The organism is Lentimonas sp. CC4 (assembly GCF_902728235.1).
Lineage (GTDB): Bacteria > Verrucomicrobiota > Verrucomicrobiia > Opitutales > Coraliomargaritaceae > Lentimonas.
The window spans coordinates 3,624,116-3,640,258 of record NZ_CACVBO010000001.1 but is presented as its reverse complement, the minus strand read 5'-3'; the positions used below and the strand labels follow the sequence as shown (position 1 = coordinate 3,640,258).

The following is a 16,143-nucleotide window of genomic DNA, read 5'->3' as shown; positions in this document are numbered from 1 at the left end:
TTGTAGCGAACTTGCGCTAGCAAGGTCGATCTTTGTATCCGGATATCAATCGACGGCACGCGAGTGCCATCGCTACAATCAATGCATACAGTTCAGTGTTTTTCGGGCAGTCTCCAAACAGAGTCACTCGTGCGTGACTGATTTTATTGCCCAACTTTAAAGTCGTGCAATAAAGTCTCGTATCGCTGCCGATGTCGTTTCGGGGGCTTCCAAATGTGGCATGTGGCCGACTTCGGGAATGCTAACCCACTTGGCTTGCGGGGTCTCAGCTCCCATGCGTTGAGCGATGGCACTGTATTTTTTGTCGCGTGCGCCAGTGACTAACAGGATCGGGCAAGTGAGCTGCTTGAGTTGCGGCCAAAGGTTCGGGCAGGCTGCTTGGCCGAACTGCTCTAAGCTAGCGGCGAGTCCTTCGGCGGTGTGTTGCAGGCGGTGTTGCTGCATCGTTGCTAACCAGTCGGCGCGTATTGCCTGCTGGCTGCGAATTATTGGCGTTTGTTGCCAATACTCTAGAAAAGTGGGCACGCCATCGTTGCGGATGCGTTGTGCGAGTTTGGCGTCGCTGCTTGCACGGTCGGTGCGGACGGTCTCGTCTTCGATTCCTGGGTTAGCGCTGATTAAAATGAGCGCATCCCAGTGCTTCGGGTGGGTTGTCGCGTGGAGCAGGGCGGCTCGTGCACCCATGGAATAGCCGAGCAAGATCTTCGTAGAAGCGACACTCTTGTCGCTTTGTATGCTCGCGGCGCTCCTTTCCAACTGTTGGATCGTCGCATCTGGCGTGCAGTTGAGTTCTGGATCCTGCCCATGCCCAGGTAGGTCAGGGCACGTCCATGCGTGGCCCGAACCGCAAAGTGGCGAGAACTCCGAAAAGTCCTCGCCACATCCGGTAAACCCATGAAGGGCTAGAATCTGTGCCTTTTTATTCAGCAGTTTTGATGCTGATGATCTTTTGATCTTCGATTGGCTTATCGCCGCGGTCTTTTTTCACGCCTTCGAGGGCATCGACAACATCCATGCCGTTGACGACTTCACCAAAGATGGTGTGGTTCATGTTCAGCCAAGGAGTGGCTACGGTGGTGATGAAGAACTGGCTGCCGTTCGTGCCTGGGCCTGCATTTGCCATCGCCAAGAGACCTGGGCGATCAAATGTGAGTTCTCTGACGCACTCGTCCTTAAAGTTTTTGCCCCAGATCGACTCGCCGCCGCGGCCGGTGCCTGTCGGATCGCCACCTTGGATCATAAATTCTTCAATGATGCGGTGGAAGATGACGCCGTCGTAGTAGCCGTTTTTCGCGTGTGTGCGGAAGTTCTCGCAAGTAAGTGGTGCGATGTCGTCGAACAGCTTGAATTCGATGCTGCCCTGAGTGGTTTCGATGATTAGATTATCTGACATAATAGTTGGTTGTTTACGGATTATAGTAGAACCGTGAATCGCAAGGATAGTAAGCTTCCAATCTCTGTGACGTCCAGAACTTCCTGCCATATATCAGGAAAGAGTCAGGTGCCTTTTTAGCGTAGCTTCCGTGAAGAACCAGATTTTGCTCTGATGCCCCTTTAATTTTTAACGGATAGGAGTTCCTAGACTTCAATCAAGCCATATGCGACAGGGGAACTGCTTCCATTTGCAGGATGTTGTTGAAATGTATTCGGTCTACTCGTAGGTAAACGGATTAAACACTGGCACGGCGCAACCTTCGAAGTCCTTTGTGTTGCGTGTGGCAACGGCGAGCCCATGGACCCATGCGGTCGCGGCGATCAGCATGTCGAGCTGTGAGTGTGTTTTGCCATTCAATCCGAGTTCGGCTCTGACTGTGCCGGGGCGTTCAGCAATGGCCTCATTGACATCCAGTATCGTGACTTTTGCCGCGAGGAACTTGTCGAACCAAATCCGTTTCTTCAACAGATGCTTGCGGATTAAACTGAAGCGAATTTCTTCAATTGAGATGGTGCTAAAGAAAATGAGATTCTCTGTGGGCTTCGTTCCTCAGAGCGCTTTGCTCAGATTTCTAAGCGCCTCGATGCGTTTCCGGATCGGGCGATTGATTCCAGTATCTACATCATGGGCGCTCAATTTTTCAACCTATGCCGCAGTCGTGGCATTCAAGGCAGCAACACAGACTTCCTGATTTGCGCCTGCTCGGTGAAGTGGCGTCTCCCGATTTTATCGAAGGACAAGGACTATCTTGGCTATAAAGAGCTCTTGCCGGTTGAGTTGCTTCAGCCGAGGGGAGTTTAGTGAGAGGCTTGCCGTGTGGGCTGATCTGAACAGTCAGTTAAATCGCCAATGGTAGCTTTGCTGGTTTGATTTGTCGCTTGATTTCGGATCCTTTCTCGGCGCGAACGCGTCTTAAGTCTGATGCGAGTTGTAAGCGTAGCCAGAAACCTTCGCTGGTTCCGAAGTAGCGCGATAGGCGCAAATCGTATTCAGGTGTGACACGACGCGTGCCTGTTTTCATGGCACTCAAATGTGGGGCCGGAATGCCGGTGGCCTCGGCAATTGTGCGTTGATCGAGTGTGTGCTCTTCGAGGATTTCACGAAGTGTTTCGGCAAAGGCGTTGATGTGGGTGGTTGTCATGATGTTTAATGGTAATCTTCGATTTTAACTTCGTGGGCGTGTCCTTCGCTCCAAGCAAAAGTAATACGCCACTGTTGGTTGATTCGGATACTGTGAGTGCCTGCTCGATCACCACCTAAGAGTTCGAGTCGGTTACTCGGTGGAATGCGTAGGTCATCGAGCGTCTGGGCGGAGTCGATCTGATCAAGCTTGACGACAGCGCGACGAAATAGGTCTGCCGGAAAGCCCTTGGGTGATGTATTCTCCCAGATCTTTTTTGTCTGCTTACCCGCGAAGCCTTTTGATCATTCCCGTAGGATTACCTTATCTGGTATTTTATCAATTATCAATAGTGGGCACCCTGAGGCTTAACTCGAATCAGGCGGGGAGACAGACAGGAATGTCTGTGTCACTTTCTTTGACTCTGAAACGACCCACAAAAAAAGCGGTCACCTTTCGGTGACCGCTTTGGAATATGAATGAATCGCGTGAGCGGCTCAGGCCGCTTTATACGCTACTCAGCTGCTTTTTCTTCAGCTTCGTCGGCTGCGGGAGCTTCCTCTTCGGCAGCTTCCTTAGCTTCTTCGAGTGCTGCGCGGCGGGAGAGGCGGACCTTGCCCTTATCAACACCGAGGCACTTGACGACCATTTCGTCACCCAGCTTGCAGATGTCTTCGGTCTTGTTGACGCGGAAGTCAGCAAGCTCGGAGATGTGCACGAGGCCTTCTTTACCAGGTAGGCATTCGACGAAAGCACCGAAGTCCTTTACGCCGCGAACGATACCGCGGTATGTCTTGCCGATTTCAATCTCAGCGGTGCATGCATCGACTTCCATGATCGCGCGATCCATGGATTCTTTGTCAGTTGCAAAGACGAGGACTTGGCCTTCGTCGTTGATGTCGACTTGTGCGCCAGAGACTTCAGTGATGCGGCGGATGTTCTTACCACCTGGGCCGATGAGTGCGCCAATTTTGTCTGGTGCAATCTTGATCGTGTGGATGCGTGGAGCGTGCTCGCGGAGATCCTTGCGGGACTCAGGGAGGTGCTCGGACATGACAGCGAGGATCTTCATACGTGCATCGCGATTCTGCTTGATAGCTTCGAGTGCGATGTCGAATGGAAGGCCTGTGATCTTAAGGTCAAGCTGGAAGCCTGTGATACCTTCTGGTGTGCCAGCAACCTTGAAGTCCATGTCGCCGAAGTGATCTTCTGCGCCGAGGATGTCAGTGAGGAGAACGCTCTTAGTGATCTTACCGTTTTCGTCCTTTTCAGTAACGAGACCAGTGGAGATACCAGCGCAAGGTGCTGTAATTGGCACACCTGCATCCATGAGAGAGAGGCAACCACCGCAGATCGATGCCATTGAAGTCGAGCCGTTAGAGCTCATGACTTCAGAGACAACGCGGATCGCGTATGGGAACTCGTCTTCTGGTGGAAGGATCGGAAGGAGGGAGCGCTCAGCGAGTGCACCGTGGCCGATTTCGCGGCGTCCTGTGAATCCGAAACGACCTGCTTCACCCACCGAGAATGGAGGGAAGTTGTAGTGAAGGATGAAAGACTTGCTCTTGGCACCACCTGTGAGGCCGTCGATGTCTTGTGTGTCACGGCTAGTGCCGAGCGTTGTAAGAACAAGGGCTTGTGTCTCACCGCGGTTGAAGACTGCAGAACCGTGAACGCGTGGAAGCACGCCAGTGTCGCAAGAAATGGTGCGGAGGTCTTCTGCGCCACGTCCGTCAACACGCTTACCGGTGTCGAGGATGTTTTGGCGGTAGAGCTTCTCTTGGATTTCGTCGAATGCGCGAGCGACGTCGTCACCCTTTACATTTTCGGCGCCAAGCTTCTCTTCGAGAGCTGCTTTGGTGTCCTTAGCGATGACTTCGATCGCAAGCTTACGCTCTGTGTAGCTGTCGAAGTTGAGTGCTGCTTTAACACCTTCGGCTGCGTGTGCTTCACAGAAATCAACGATTTCCTTAGGAGTTACAAGAAGAGGGAAGTCCTTCTTCTCTTTGCCGCAAAGCTCAGCGAGTTTCTTCTGCGCGACGATGAGAGGCTGGATTGCTTCTTGGCCATATACGAGAGCTTCGTAGAAACGATCGTCAGAGATGAACTCAGCAGAACCTTCGATCATCAACATTTCGGTTTCAGAACCGACGTAGATGAGGTCGAGGTCGGAATCGAGCATTTGGTCGTGAGTCGGGTTGGTGACGAATTCGCCATCAATTTGACCAACACGCACACAGCCGATTGGGCCGTTCCAAGGGATGTCAGAGATCAGAGTCGCAGCAGAAGCGGCGTTGACCATGAGGATGTCCGGCTCGTTTGTGAGGTCAGTCGCAAGGAGGAGGCCGATGACCTGCACTTCGTTCATGAAACCCTTCGGGAAGAGTGGACGAAGTGGACGGTCGCAAAGACGGGATGTGAGGATTTCCTTTTCGGAAGGCTTACCTTCACGCTTGAAGTAGCCACCTGGGAACTTACCAGCAGCAGTGAACTTTTCGCGGTAATCAACGGTGAGGGGGAAGAAATCTTGCCCGGGGCGGAGTGAGGAAGCAGCTGTGGCCGAAACGAAGAGTTCGGTTTCACCCATGCTGATGGTGACTGCGCCGCTGGCGAGGCCAGCGAGTGTTCCGGTTGAGATCTCGATACCAAGACCTTCTACGGTTACGTTGTGTTTTTGTTTCATTCTTTTATCTATGTTTTGCTTTATGCATTCTACGATACGTCGGGGATAGGACCTTGTTTATCGCCGGCCATGATCGGCATGGCCTGTCGTGTGTGATACAGGCATTCCTGCCTGTTTCCAGAATCACAGGCAGAAATGCCTGTGTCACGTAGCACAGGCAGGAATGCCTGTGTCACTCTGGGAAAGAAAAATGCCGGACTCCCGTTTGGGAAGTCCGGCATTGAAAAAAGTAATTCGATTATCGGCGAAGTTCGAGCTTCGTGATGATCGCTGTGTAGCGAGCGAAGTCTTTACGCTTCAAGTAATCGAGAAGCTTACGGCGACGAGCTGTCATTGCGATCAGGCCGCGGCGTGAGTGGAAGTCCTTGCGGTTGTCGCGAAGGTGCTCTGTGAGGTGCTTCACACGTGCTGTAAGAAGTGCGATCTGCACTTCGGAGGAACCTGTGTCACCATCTTTAAGAGCGAACTCTTTGATGATCGCTTCTTTGTCTACGATTGTATCTGTGATATCTGCCATTGTATTGATTTTTCTTTGCACGACTGTCGGATTTCGAGTGTTCGAAACCGCTAAAACCGCAACCGAGCCGTTTTAGCCGTTATACCCGCTTATTTGTTGGCGGGAAGTCGAGGAGCAGACCTTTCGCAAGGAGAGCTCTAACGCTGAAGGGCAGGAAAATGCTGTTTTAGAGCGCTGGTGCAAGTAAAAAAGGAGGGTGACGCTGCATGTTTTAGCGGGTGGTGGCAGGTTTCGCTCGGTTGCTAAAATCCGAGTCTAATTCTGCTAGGGGTAAGCTGGTTGGAAGGTTGCAAACGTCTTCGAGCACACCAACACGCACCCATTTCTGCCATTTCAATTCTTTGCGCAGAACGAATCGCTTCAAGCTGCGTATCAGTGCCTGGAGCTCGATTAAATCCATGGCGTAGCAAATCGGTAAGGCGACCGGCGCCAGTAATAGCAAGTTGCTGTGGAAACGTGCCTTGGAATCGACCAGCACTTGAACGCTGATGATGAAGGTCATGAGCAGTGTGACGAACGCCAGCGGCATGTAATCGTTGGTGTGCACGGTATAGACGACGAATGCGCTCAGCATAAACGTCTCTAGTAGTAGCATTAGCTCGCTATAGACTGCGACCGGTAGTATCAGCCAGCTCAGGTAAGGGTTGTGCTTCTTGCGCAGGCTAAAAAAGAGCTTCCGGTGCTTGATGAAGGTTAAAATACGGCCGTATTTCCAGCGTAGGCGTTGGCTACTGAGGCTTTTGAGGTCAGATGGGCCTTCGGTGTAGATCACTGCATCTGGAGCATAACGAGTCTTGTAGCCATGAGCGAGCATGCGCGTCGACATCTCGATGTCTTCGGTAATGATTTCGTGGTCGAATCCGCCTACGGCTTCTAATGCCTCGCGGCGGTAGGCCGCGGCAGCTCCTCCGATAATGTAGACCGAATTGAATAGCGCGTCTGCACGTTTAAAAAAGAAACCATAGAGATACTCCAATTGCTGCATCAGCTCGATGGGCTTTCGTTTATTGCTAATGATGACGTTTCCTGCGACGGCAGCCACGTCGGGGCTCGTGAAGCGCTTCACCAGATTCACAATGGCATCCGTATCCATCACGCTGTCGGCATCGACTGTAATGACGATTTCGCCTGTTACCTGCTTGAGTGCTTGGTTGAGTGCCTTGGCTTTGCCGCCGTTCTCTAGGTGCAGGTATTTTAGTTTCGCGCCCTGATCTGCCTGTTGTTCGTAGTTGCTGATGAAGTGGGAGATCTTCTCGTGTGTTGAATCGGTTGATCCGTCATTGATGATGAGCACTTCCAGTTTCGGATACGCAGTGTTGAGGACGGAGCGAATGGTTTTCACGATGCCGACTTCTTCATTCCATGCTGGAATGCAGACGGAAACCGTCGGCGTTGAGTTGGTTAGGCCTCGGCGGTGTCGCACGGCTTCTACGGCCGAATAGATCGGCGCACCCAATAGCTGGATGACATATTTGATGAAGATCGGAAGCATCAAGCAGAGTATGAGCATACGAAATGAGTCATATGCGCTGACTGTTTGATAGGATTTAGTTAGCGCTAAATACATGATAGATGCAGTCACTGTATAGAGTGCGGCAAGTATTAGGATTAGGCTGCTAGATTCTCTTAGGGATCGTTTCATAGCGTTAATTGATAGATGTGAAGAGCTGCGCGATCCATTGAGGGGGGGGAGGGGCGCTTCAGTGCTCTTTAAGTGACCATCATTCAAAAAAGAATTAAATAGATGATCGTCTGTATCATGGAGGAGGGGAGAAATGAGAATTTCTAGCCTTTGTCAACACGCTTAATTTGAGGCCGTGTATTACTATAGGACCGCTATAGATTAAGACCTTCAGGCATTTGTGACATTACTTAGGTTGGGCTGAGTAAATGCCCTTAGTGCTTCCGTCTCGTCTGTCCTGACTCGAATTCAGCTTTAACCCTATTTAACTGTTTGGGTGGGCAAAACGGGCGAACCGATCAAATAAATCATAAGTCCACATGGATAAGAGTCACAATGCCGGCGAGTTCCAAGCTTCGATCTTTTGATTATGTTCTAAAAATACGACCGGTCTGAATGCGCCACCAGTCGGTCGCAAACCGGCGAGAAATCGCTACAGCCATGCGCTTCTCTGCTTCTAGCCACAGGTGCCGGATGCGCGGTTTGCCATGGCTGCTGTCTGCAATCCTTCCCATGTCATCTTTTTATGGCCTTTAATGATGACCGTATTACGAGGCAGGGGGGGCGGCCTCAACTGGTTGGGATCGTCAATACCGGGGAATTGCCATCGTTGCTGGATTGGCCGATCGTGAACATCATACTGATGAGTGAGAAAATTCGCTTGGAATCGATGTCTTTGTCATCGATCCAGAACCAATGGTCGCGATAGAAGACTGCAGAATATGCATCGCTTGGTTTATGCTTTGAGGAATGTATCCAAAAATTGATGGCACTCTTTATTGGAGCGCTGTCGCTATAGCCTTCAAGCACGCGCCCTTCTTCTATGTGCGACTCCGGCACCATGACATGCAGCGATAATGCGGAAAGTATATGGAGCATCGGACGTGAAAGAATCACAATCTCTTCGTTTCCAGTGGCAAACGATCCATATTTCAAGGAGTATGCGTTCTGATTGTGCTCCAGTTGCAATAGATCTTTTAAGTGTTGGACCTCGGCACTGTTTCGTTGCGTGATCGGATGCGCATACGTCGTTAGTAGCATTTCGTGGTGATCTTGTTGGCTCTCACGCACATGAAAAGCAACTTGCCTCGAGAGTTGAAGGTCTCGCATTATCTTTGCGACTTCCATAAACTTCGGGTTGGCAGTGATCTGTTGATTTGCATCAATATGCTCGTTTTGCAGGCCATTGATGGAATCAGCTGAGAGCAAGAGGACGAGGTCCGCTGGCCAGCCTGCCTGGATTGCGCTGAATAGAGATGCTGGCTTGATCGGAGTCATTAATGACGCCGAGAAGCGAGACCCTGTCAGTGGCACATAAGTGATCGTCGGTCGATCCGTCCACTTTCCATTAATACCGAGATTCCCGTAGTCAGATGGAGCGCTATCGAAATACCCTTGGAAGCCTGCACCTGCTGAAGTTTCTATAGTGTAGCTTCCTACCACTTGGCCGATATCTATAAAAAATGGATTCTCCATGTAGCGCATCTTGATAATATTCAGCAGTGTTTGCTGCTTCCATGATTTATCAATCGAGTCGCCGTAATCCAGACGGTCTTTCGGAATGGTTCGAGGACCTAAAGAGCCACAACCTGGTTGCGCTAATAATACAACAACAAGTGTTAGGGAAAATAGCAATCGGATGAATGGCATGTTTTGATACAACTGTATCAGCCTCAGATGTAAAGTCTGCTTACTCGTGTTAGGATTCGCTCTTTATTTCAGGCTTTTACTTGAGCGATGCGGTTTTTCTGTGAAGTGGTCTAGGCGTTCTTTTCGAAGAATGCCTAGAGGGAGTCGTCTATCTTTGACTTGGGCCGCTAGAATGTAGCTCGGTTGCGCCTCGAGTGAGTCGGTCGCAGTGTCTGTTTCAGGGGGCTTCGTCGGCCTGCCATTTTGCGAATTGATATTCGGGCATGTCGGGAGTGCCTATCTGGGTAGCGAGCTTGAGGAGCTCTGCGGTTTCAGTGGCGTGCTTGTTGAGCTGTTCCTGCTGAGCGAGCCAATACGCGGCTTCGCAGAGTTGTTGCCTCGCCAGCTGTGGTGTCTCTGCACGGCCCGCATCGTCGAGGATGGCTTTGCGGTCGAGCTCACCAGTGACGTAGCCGAGGAAGTTTTTGAGCGGCACCGAAGCGGTGGTGGGTGCGGCGCGTTGGGTGAGTTTGAGTGTGGCGAGACTTGGGTCCTGCGCAGCTCCGAGTATGTATTCCAGATAGAAGGCCGATTCGTTGGTGCGCTCGGGCACGAGCGTCAGGTAAGTGTCGAGCGCGATGCGTGCGGTCTTTGGGGAGTCGATATTATAAGCGAGTAGTGCGTGCAGTAGTTGAATTCCGGGGTTCTCTGGCAGAAGTTGTGCTGTGAACCCGATGGATTGCTCAGCGGCGCTGAGATCACCTAGTTGTAGTTGGATCAGCCCGAGGCTGTAGGTGAGTGCGGGGTTGCCCGGGTCGAGTATCAGCGCGCTTTCGATATCGGCCTCTGCGCCTCCGAGATCACCGAGTTTGCGCAGAAGGGAGCCGCGCAGTGCGAGGGTTTCGGCTTGGTCGACTCGAATGCTGAGTGATTGGTTAAACGCGCTGAGTGCCAGTGTGATGGAATTGCTTGCTTGATGGGCGCGCCCGAGCATGGCCCATGCTTCGGCGGAGGGGCTGATACGGTTGAGCGTAATCGCTTCGAGGATGAGAATGGCACGGTCCGCCTGTTTGTTACGTAGTAGCGTGCGACTGGCTAGGATTGCTTCCTCGGCCGTTTCAGGGCGGAAGCCACCGTCGAGTGCTTTTAAAATGTCGATGTCACCATCGGCGCTACGGCCAGTTATATCAAAACAGACACCATGGTAGAATTCGAGTGAGGCACGGAGTTTGCTAGAGCCATCGGGCAGGAGGCGCAGAGCGCTTTCGAATTTTTCACGTGCGCTGCCGGCTCGGCCTTTTGCGAGTAGGGCGCGGCCTTCGAGGTAGAGCGCGATATCTTTAAGGCTCTCATCCGCAGCGATGGTCTTGATGATGCCTTGCAGGGAATCCCAGCGCTCGGCACTGGCATAGAGCGAGGCGAGGGTGACGTAGGCTTCGAGATTTTCGGGTTGTTGATTAGTGATGTATTGTAGGTCTTCGATGGCCTCATCCATTCGGCCTGCTTGGGTCAGCACACGTGAGCGCATCATACGTAGGGCAGTGCGTTGTTTGAGGCTGACTGCGCCGGTTTGGTTTTCATGCACTTCAAGCGCTTGAGTGATGGCGTCGACGGCTGCGTTACTATCGCCTTTGTTGAGCGCGTTGCCTGCCTTTTCGATGTAAGCTTCGCTGGCGAGTTCGAGGCTGATCTCGGCTGTCTCGGGGTTGTTTAGGTAGATCTGATTAAAGGTCTCTGCCGCGGTATCCCAATCGCCTTCGGCCATTAGCAGTAGGCCGAGGAGTTTACTGGCGACGCGGTAATCATCCGAGTCGATGGGGGCCTCTTGCATGACTTGTTCGATGATGCGGATGGCATCGTCGCGCTTATTCATATTACCGAGCACGAGTGCTTTGAGCAGTCGGTGCTCTAGGTTGTCGGGCTCAAGCGCTATCGCGCGTTCCGCTGATGCGAGTGCCATATCGGGTTCGCCTTGGTCGATCTTAATGCGGGTGTTGAGCGTGAGCGCTGGCACATAGTCCGCGTCGAGCTTGAGCATCTGCTCTACGCTGTTGGCTGCGCCTTTGAGATCGCCGATCAGATAATTGCCTTCTGCGATGCCGTAATAGAACTGAATGCGCGTGGGCTGTGACTTGCCACAGAGCGAGCAGGCAACAGCCAAGAATACGGAGATGAAAATGCAGAAGCGACGCGGCACGGGAGGGTGGAATTAGAAATTAGGAATTAGGAATTGAGAATTAGGTCTGACGCACGAAACGGTCATCCCTCTCTCGTTCCTAGTTCCTAATTCCTAATTCACAATTGTTTTTTCAGGCGCCCTAATGGGCACCTGCCTGGATCACCTCTGCGGGGCAAACTGCAGACGGTTTGCCATCTCTGCGTAACGCGCGCTATGCCCGAATGGCTCCTCTTAGAATTTGTTACGAGCGGCACGTTCGACTCGTTTGAGGTAGTCTTCGATGTTCTCATCGGGCTGGATGTAGAGGGCGCGTCGTAGCAGTGGTAGTGCTGCTTGATAGTCTGTGTTGGCGACGAGTGCTTGTGCGTGGGCGATGAGTGCTTTGCGCTCAAATTCAGCGATCTTTTCGGCCTGCTCGAAGCGGTTGATTGCTTTGGCGAGTTTGCCTTGGGCGGCGTAGATGCGGCCGAGGTCGATGATGGCTTCGCCGTTGAGGGCGTCGCGCTTGATGATTTGATCGAGTGCTGTGATGGCGGTCTCGTTGTCGTCCTCGGCGCGTGCAATCCTGGCTTCGAGAATGAGCAGCTCGAGGTCGTCGGCATCTTTAATCTGTGTGCCGAGTTGCTGGCGAGTCTGTGCGATCATCACTTTGCCTTCGTCGTAGTTGCCACTGCGGGTGAGGATCTTGGCGGCGCGTATGAGTGAGTGTGTATCTTTGTTACTCGCGAGCTTGAGTGCGGCGAGATAGGCGTCGAGTGCCAGTGCGGGAGCATCGTTGTTGATGTAAATGTCGCCGAGCAGGGTGAGAGTGGCGAGCTGCGCCTTGCCCATGCGGCGGACGATTTCGATATTACGTGCGGCTGCCATTGGGTTGTCGTTGCCGATGTAGGCATTGCCTTGGAGGAGCCAAAAGTCAGGACGGTTGGGCTGTGTTTTGATGAGTGTGTCGAACAGGGCAATGGCGTCTTCGTAGCGCTGTGTTTCCATCAGGCAGCGGGCGAGGCCGAGTTTCCAGTCGAGTGTTTCAGGATTCATCAGGATGGCCTGACGATACGCGGTCTCTGCAGGGTAGTAGAGCTCTTGCGTGAGGTAGCCGTAGCCGAGGAGTCCGTAGGAGCGGCCATCGACATCGCCCAGTTCCATGGATTTGGAGATGGTTTTGACGGCGACCTTATATTTGCCAGCCTGCACTTGCACGAGGCCAAGGTTCTTATAGGCGCGACGGAAGTTCGGGAATTTACGGATCGCTTTGTTGTAGTTTTTTTCAGCGTTCCTTAGGTCGCCCTCTTGGAAGTAAAGGTTGGCGAGGATGAAGTCGAAGGCGGCGCTGGTCTTTGCTTTAATCTGCGGCTCGAGTTGCTGGATAGCTGTGCGCGGGTTGGACTTGATCGCGTCCATGACGGCGCGCAGGACGAGCTTTTCATCGTTGGAAATGGGTGGCTCGTATTCGGAAAGTATGCCGTAGCTGCCAGTGAAGGAATTCACGAAGGCCGGGTCGTTCCACATGTTTTTTGTGGGATCGGATTGTGCGCTGAGCGTGCTGAGCGAGACGGTCAGGCCGAGGAGGAGTTGCAGGAGTTTGTTCATGGCAAAAAGTGTGTGTGGGTGTCGCGTGGTGCGTGCGGCTTATTCGATTTCGTAAGGGATGCGGATTTTGATACGTGTTTTAACGGTTTTGCCGTCTTTTTCACCGGGACTGAATTTCCACGTGCGAATCGCTTCGATGGTCGGCTTATCAAAAATGGGGTCACTTGATTTCGGGATGTCAACGTCGATGACGTTGCCGTTTTGATCGACGATAAAGACTGCGATGGCGTAGCCACTGAGTCCGCGGCGTGTGGCGTCCATTGGGTATTTAGGTGCGCTCTGTTTCTTGGGATGTGGCTTCTTTTCCACGTCGCTAAGGTCAAAAATGTCGAGACTGCCGAGGTTTTGTTTGAGATCGACGGTCGGGAGCGCGAAGTCACCGCTGAGGGAGTCTCCGGTGCCGGGTTCGAGTGCCATGTCGAGCTGTTCTAAGCTGACCGGTGGCGGTGGCGTGTCGAGTTCAGGAGGTGGCTCTTCCTCTTCGGGCTCTGGCGGTGGTGGAGGTTCGTCCTCGGGCGGTGGTGGTGGCGGTGTTGCCAGTTCAATTGATTCGATGTCGGAAGGAGTCTTTTCGTATTCGGTAAAGATCTGCGTCAGCGGGATCGCTAGGAAGATGAGCGCACTGACGCCGAGGCCGAGCAACACCCCGATGGTGCGGGTGCCTTTTCCTTTAGGAGATTTATAAACCGATGACATTTATTGAAATGCTGAACTCTGTAATCGAAGCTATCGCTTCGTGGAGAAGTTGATGGATTTGGCTCCGGCGAGTTTGGCTTCGCCATAGACGCGGGCGAAGACACCGTGGCTGGCACCTTGGTCGGCTTGGATGATGACGGGGATGTCTTCTTGCGAGGTGAGTCGTTTGACGATGGGCGCGACGCCACTGACGCCGATATCGCGTCCGCCATAGATGACTTTGTTATTGGCGGTGACGGCGATCAAGATGCTGTTTTTCTCCAGCTGGATGGCTGCAGAGGCTTCGGGCTTGTTGACCTCGACGCCTGTCTCTTCGACGAACACGGTAGTGACGATGAAGAAAATGAGGAGGATGAACACCATGTCGATCATGGGCGAGAGGTTGATCTCGACGTCGTCTCTGTCTTCGGATGCTAGGTTGCGGCGCATGATTTAGTGAAAGGAGTGAAAGTGAAGGGAGTGAGAGTGAAAGTGAGGGGAGTGAAAGTGGGGAAGCTGCGTTTCAGATTTTCCGTGTTTCCGGATTTCAAAGTTTCCGTATTTCCGAGTTTCAAAGTTTCCGTATTCCCACGTTTCCATGTTTCAAATTTTCCGTATTTCAGCTTTTCAACGAAAGCTTCGTGAGGCTTAGTGCTTCGATGCGGGCGAGTGCGGCTTCGATGGCGTGTTTACGGCGGCGCACGACTAAGACTAGGAAGATGCCTGGTAGTGCGATGAATAGGCCGGTTTGTGTGGTGATGAGTGCTTCGGAGATCCCTGCTGCGACCATGGCTGCGGTTTCTGCACCGCCGCCACTGGAGATGGCGGCAAAGGTGCCGAGCATGCCGATGACGGTGCCGAGTAGCCCCATGAGTGGGGCGGCTGCGACGAGTGTATTCAGAAAGATCATACGTCGCTCGATGTCGTGCAGCATACTTTGACGCACTTCTTCGAAGCGGTTACGCACGTGCTTAGACTCGGAGATGTTTTCCTGCGTGTAGCGAATGATCTCGCCGGCGCGGCCTGTGGCTTTGGAGGGATCGTAGATCCAGCTCATCCATTCACTTTCATGGCCGAGCTGTATGTTACCCTTACGTAAGAAGAGTAGCAACTGGATGCCGCTGGAGTAAATGAGCACGGCTAGGAGCGCGAGTGGGATCATTACCCAGCCGCCGCTTAGCCAAATGCCTATGATTTTTTCAAACATCTATGGATGAGGTTGGGGCTTACTTGTCTTCGTGCTTGGAAGCGACGACGCCATTGATGAAGCCGACAGCGGTTTGCTCTAGGTCGCCGATCTTTTGGCGCGCCATGCGTGCGAGTAAGCCGTGTAGGATTAGTGCGGGGATCGCAACAATCAGACCAAGCTCGGTGGTGACGAGTGCTTCGGAAATACCGGATGAAAGACTCTTTGCGTCGCCGGTGCCGAAGATGGTGATCAAGTTGAAGGTTTTGATCATACCAGTGACGGTGCCGAGTAGTCCGAGGAGTGGTGCGGCTGCTGCAGTCAGCGCGATGAAGGGAAGGAAGCGTTCGAGCTTTGGACGTGCCGCGAGGATCTTTTCGTAAAGGATTTCTTCAAGTGTGCCGCGCTTTTCGTCGGCATATTCGACGCCAGTGGTCAGTAGCACGCCGCCTGCGCCAGAGATGCTGGATGCTGCTTTTTGTGCTGCGTCAAGATCACCACTGGTAACATGTGAAAGGACTTGTTGGACGTTTTCGGGCTTCGGTGTTTTGAAGCTGGTGACTTCGAAGAATTTGACCAGACCGAGTAATAAGCAGACGCAGCCAAGGCCGATGATGACGGCACCAACACTGCCACCTTTTGCGAGGTGCTCAGCGATGCTATCGTTGCCTTCTTGGATCTTGAGCGCTTTGCCGAGTGTCGGGTCGGTTGGGATGCTGGCTTCGCCTGTCTCGATGAATGGACGGATGCCGAGTGCATTGGCGGGCACGGCGATGGCAGAGACCGCGGCGTTGAGCTTATTATAAGTCACACCAGACAGCTCGGATTGATTGGATGCAAAGTAAACGCTCGGGCCGAACACTGCGAAGGTGCCGGTTTCGATCTCGCCAGAGGGGGCGAGGGCTTCGCCTTCGAAGGTGTAACCACCGACGAGTTCTTGCAGGCGATCGATCGCGACACCGATCACTGTGATCTGCTTTTGGAAGCGCTCAGTGGTGCTCATGTTGGGATCGTCAAGTGCGAGCCGTGCTTCTTCGGCGGTGTCTGCATAGAGTTGAGTCTCGCTGTAATCAATGCGCGTCTCAAAGGAGCGCACGAATTCGTCGAGCAGACTGCCAGCGTATTCGTTTTGAGATTGCAGGGCTTCGACTTGGTCGCGCAGGCGGTTGAGGCCGAGGTCGCTATTGTCGCGTAGGCGGCGTAGGCGATTGAGTTCGTCGCTCTTTTGACTGACTTGATCTTCGAGTTTCGAAACGTCGCTGATGAGTGGAATCTTCTCAGCGGCGATGGATTCGCGCACTTGAGTGAGTTCGGCCAGGGCCGCATCGAGGTCGGCCTTGGCTTTGCCGCCAGCAGCGTCAAAGGTTTGTGCCTGTGCGCCAAATGGCAGCGCAAGGGCAGCCACGGTGAGGGCGAGGAGCGTTTTAGAAAGTGCTTGCATGATGTCGCGT

Annotated in this window: 15 protein-coding genes and 1 pseudogene; 1 reads left to right on the top strand and 15 read right to left on the bottom strand. The window is 52.9% G+C overall.

The genetic code is table 11. From position 1 onward, the window contains the following. Positions 1-156 precede the first annotated feature (156 nt). The 3 genes from menH to GZZ87_RS15595 form a co-directional block, all read right to left on the bottom strand. The gene (gene menH, locus GZZ87_RS15605) at positions 157-909 is read right to left on the bottom strand and encodes a 2-succinyl-6-hydroxy-2,4-cyclohexadiene-1-carboxylate synthase (protein WP_244648156.1); all 753 of its coding nucleotides are present in this window, start codon (positions 907-909) and stop codon (positions 157-159) included. Positions 910-919: 10 nt separating this feature from the next. After that, positions 920-1,393, bottom strand: coding sequence for a peptidylprolyl isomerase (locus GZZ87_RS15600; RefSeq protein WP_162024506.1), 474 nt, complete (start codon positions 1,391-1,393; stop codon positions 920-922). A 258-nt stretch (positions 1,394-1,651) separates the two neighbouring features. After that, complete coding sequence (locus GZZ87_RS15595) at positions 1,652-1,960, bottom strand: PIN domain-containing protein (protein WP_162024618.1); 309 nt, start codon at positions 1,958-1,960, stop codon at positions 1,652-1,654. A gap of 99 nt (positions 1,961-2,059) precedes the next feature. Here GZZ87_RS15595 and GZZ87_RS15590 point away from each other — a divergent pair, with 99 nt between their 5' ends. Beyond that, positions 2,060-2,236, top strand: coding sequence for a hypothetical protein (locus GZZ87_RS15590; RefSeq protein ID WP_162024505.1), 177 nt, complete (start codon positions 2,060-2,062; stop codon positions 2,234-2,236). Between the two features lie 37 nt (positions 2,237-2,273). On the opposite strand, the gene GZZ87_RS15585 is transcribed toward GZZ87_RS15590, so the two are convergent. The 12 genes and pseudogenes from GZZ87_RS15585 to GZZ87_RS15530 form a co-directional block, all read right to left on the bottom strand. Further along, the gene (locus tag GZZ87_RS15585) at positions 2,274-2,576 is read right to left on the bottom strand and encodes a HigA family addiction module antitoxin (RefSeq protein ID WP_162024504.1); all 303 of its coding nucleotides are present in this window, start codon (positions 2,574-2,576) and stop codon (positions 2,274-2,276) included. A 5-nt stretch (positions 2,577-2,581) separates the two neighbouring features. Then, positions 2,582-2,842, bottom strand: a pseudogene (locus GZZ87_RS15580) (type II toxin-antitoxin system RelE/ParE family toxin); the annotation flags it as partial. Positions 2,843-3,069: 227 nt separating this feature from the next. Beyond that, a complete protein-coding gene (pnp, locus tag GZZ87_RS15575; protein WP_162024503.1) occupies positions 3,070-5,238 on the bottom strand; it encodes a polyribonucleotide nucleotidyltransferase in 2,169 nt (722 codons plus the stop codon). A gap of 238 nt (positions 5,239-5,476) precedes the next feature. Next, complete coding sequence (gene rpsO, locus GZZ87_RS15570; protein WP_162024502.1) at positions 5,477-5,755, bottom strand: 30S ribosomal protein S15; 279 nt, start codon at positions 5,753-5,755, stop codon at positions 5,477-5,479. A gap of 211 nt (positions 5,756-5,966) precedes the next feature. Then, positions 5,967-7,397, bottom strand: coding sequence for a glycosyltransferase family 2 protein (locus tag GZZ87_RS15565; protein WP_162024501.1), 1,431 nt, complete (start codon positions 7,395-7,397; stop codon positions 5,967-5,969). Positions 7,398-8,006: 609 nt separating this feature from the next. Next, positions 8,007-9,086: a hypothetical protein gene (locus GZZ87_RS15560; protein WP_162024500.1), complete on the bottom strand. Its 1,080-nt coding sequence runs from the start codon at positions 9,084-9,086 to the stop codon at positions 8,007-8,009. Positions 9,087-9,303: 217 nt separating this feature from the next. Continuing rightward, positions 9,304-11,262, bottom strand: a complete 1,959-nt coding sequence (locus tag GZZ87_RS15555; protein WP_162024499.1) for a tetratricopeptide repeat protein — start codon at positions 11,260-11,262, stop codon at positions 9,304-9,306. Positions 11,263-11,475: 213 nt separating this feature from the next. Then, positions 11,476-12,831, bottom strand: a complete 1,356-nt coding sequence (locus tag GZZ87_RS15550; RefSeq protein ID WP_162071467.1) for a tetratricopeptide repeat protein — start codon at positions 12,829-12,831, stop codon at positions 11,476-11,478. A 39-nt stretch (positions 12,832-12,870) separates the two neighbouring features. Then, positions 12,871-13,527: an energy transducer TonB gene (locus GZZ87_RS15545; RefSeq protein WP_162028275.1), complete on the bottom strand. Its 657-nt coding sequence runs from the start codon at positions 13,525-13,527 to the stop codon at positions 12,871-12,873. Positions 13,528-13,557: 30 nt separating this feature from the next. Further along, the gene (locus tag GZZ87_RS15540; RefSeq protein ID WP_162030928.1) at positions 13,558-13,956 is read right to left on the bottom strand and encodes a biopolymer transporter ExbD; all 399 of its coding nucleotides are present in this window, start codon (positions 13,954-13,956) and stop codon (positions 13,558-13,560) included. Positions 13,957-14,125: 169 nt separating this feature from the next. Then, positions 14,126-14,713, bottom strand: coding sequence for a MotA/TolQ/ExbB proton channel family protein (locus tag GZZ87_RS15535; protein WP_162030927.1), 588 nt, complete (start codon positions 14,711-14,713; stop codon positions 14,126-14,128). Positions 14,714-14,732: 19 nt separating this feature from the next. Then, on the bottom strand, positions 14,733-16,133 hold the full coding sequence (locus GZZ87_RS15530; RefSeq protein WP_162071466.1) for a MotA/TolQ/ExbB proton channel family protein: 1,401 nt from the start codon (positions 16,131-16,133) through the stop codon (positions 14,733-14,735). Positions 16,134-16,143: the final 10 nt, after the last annotated feature.

Excerpts from the sequence above, each read along its gene's own strand:
- GZZ87_RS15590 (WP_162024505.1), top strand. The coding sequence starts at position 2,060 with ATGGGCGCTCAATTTTTCAACCTATGCCGCAGTCGTGGCATTCAAGGC.
- GZZ87_RS15600 (WP_162024506.1), bottom strand. The coding sequence starts at position 1,393 with ATGTCAGATAATCTAATCATCGAAACCACTCAGGGCAGCATCGAATTC.
- GZZ87_RS15560 (WP_162024500.1), bottom strand. The coding sequence starts at position 9,086 with ATGCCATTCATCCGATTGCTATTTTCCCTAACACTTGTTGTTGTATTA.
- GZZ87_RS15540 (WP_162030928.1), bottom strand. The coding sequence starts at position 13,956 with ATGCGCCGCAACCTAGCATCCGAAGACAGAGACGACGTCGAGATCAAC.
- GZZ87_RS15565 (WP_162024501.1), bottom strand. The coding sequence starts at position 7,397 with ATGAAACGATCCCTAAGAGAATCTAGCAGCCTAATCCTAATACTTGCC.
- rpsO (WP_162024502.1), bottom strand. The coding sequence starts at position 5,755 with ATGGCAGATATCACAGATACAATCGTAGACAAAGAAGCGATCATCAAA.
- GZZ87_RS15550 (WP_162071467.1), bottom strand. The coding sequence starts at position 12,831 with ATGAACAAACTCCTGCAACTCCTCCTCGGCCTGACCGTCTCGCTCAGC.
- GZZ87_RS15585 (WP_162024504.1), bottom strand. The coding sequence starts at position 2,576 with ATGACAACCACCCACATCAACGCCTTTGCCGAAACACTTCGTGAAATC.
- GZZ87_RS15530 (WP_162071466.1), bottom strand. The coding sequence starts at position 16,133 with ATGCAAGCACTTTCTAAAACGCTCCTCGCCCTCACCGTGGCTGCCCTT.
- GZZ87_RS15545 (WP_162028275.1), bottom strand. The coding sequence starts at position 13,527 with ATGTCATCGGTTTATAAATCTCCTAAAGGAAAAGGCACCCGCACCATC.
- pnp (WP_162024503.1), bottom strand. The coding sequence starts at position 5,238 with ATGAAACAAAAACACAACGTAACCGTAGAAGGTCTTGGTATCGAGATC.
- GZZ87_RS15535 (WP_162030927.1), bottom strand. The coding sequence starts at position 14,713 with ATGTTTGAAAAAATCATAGGCATTTGGCTAAGCGGCGGCTGGGTAATG.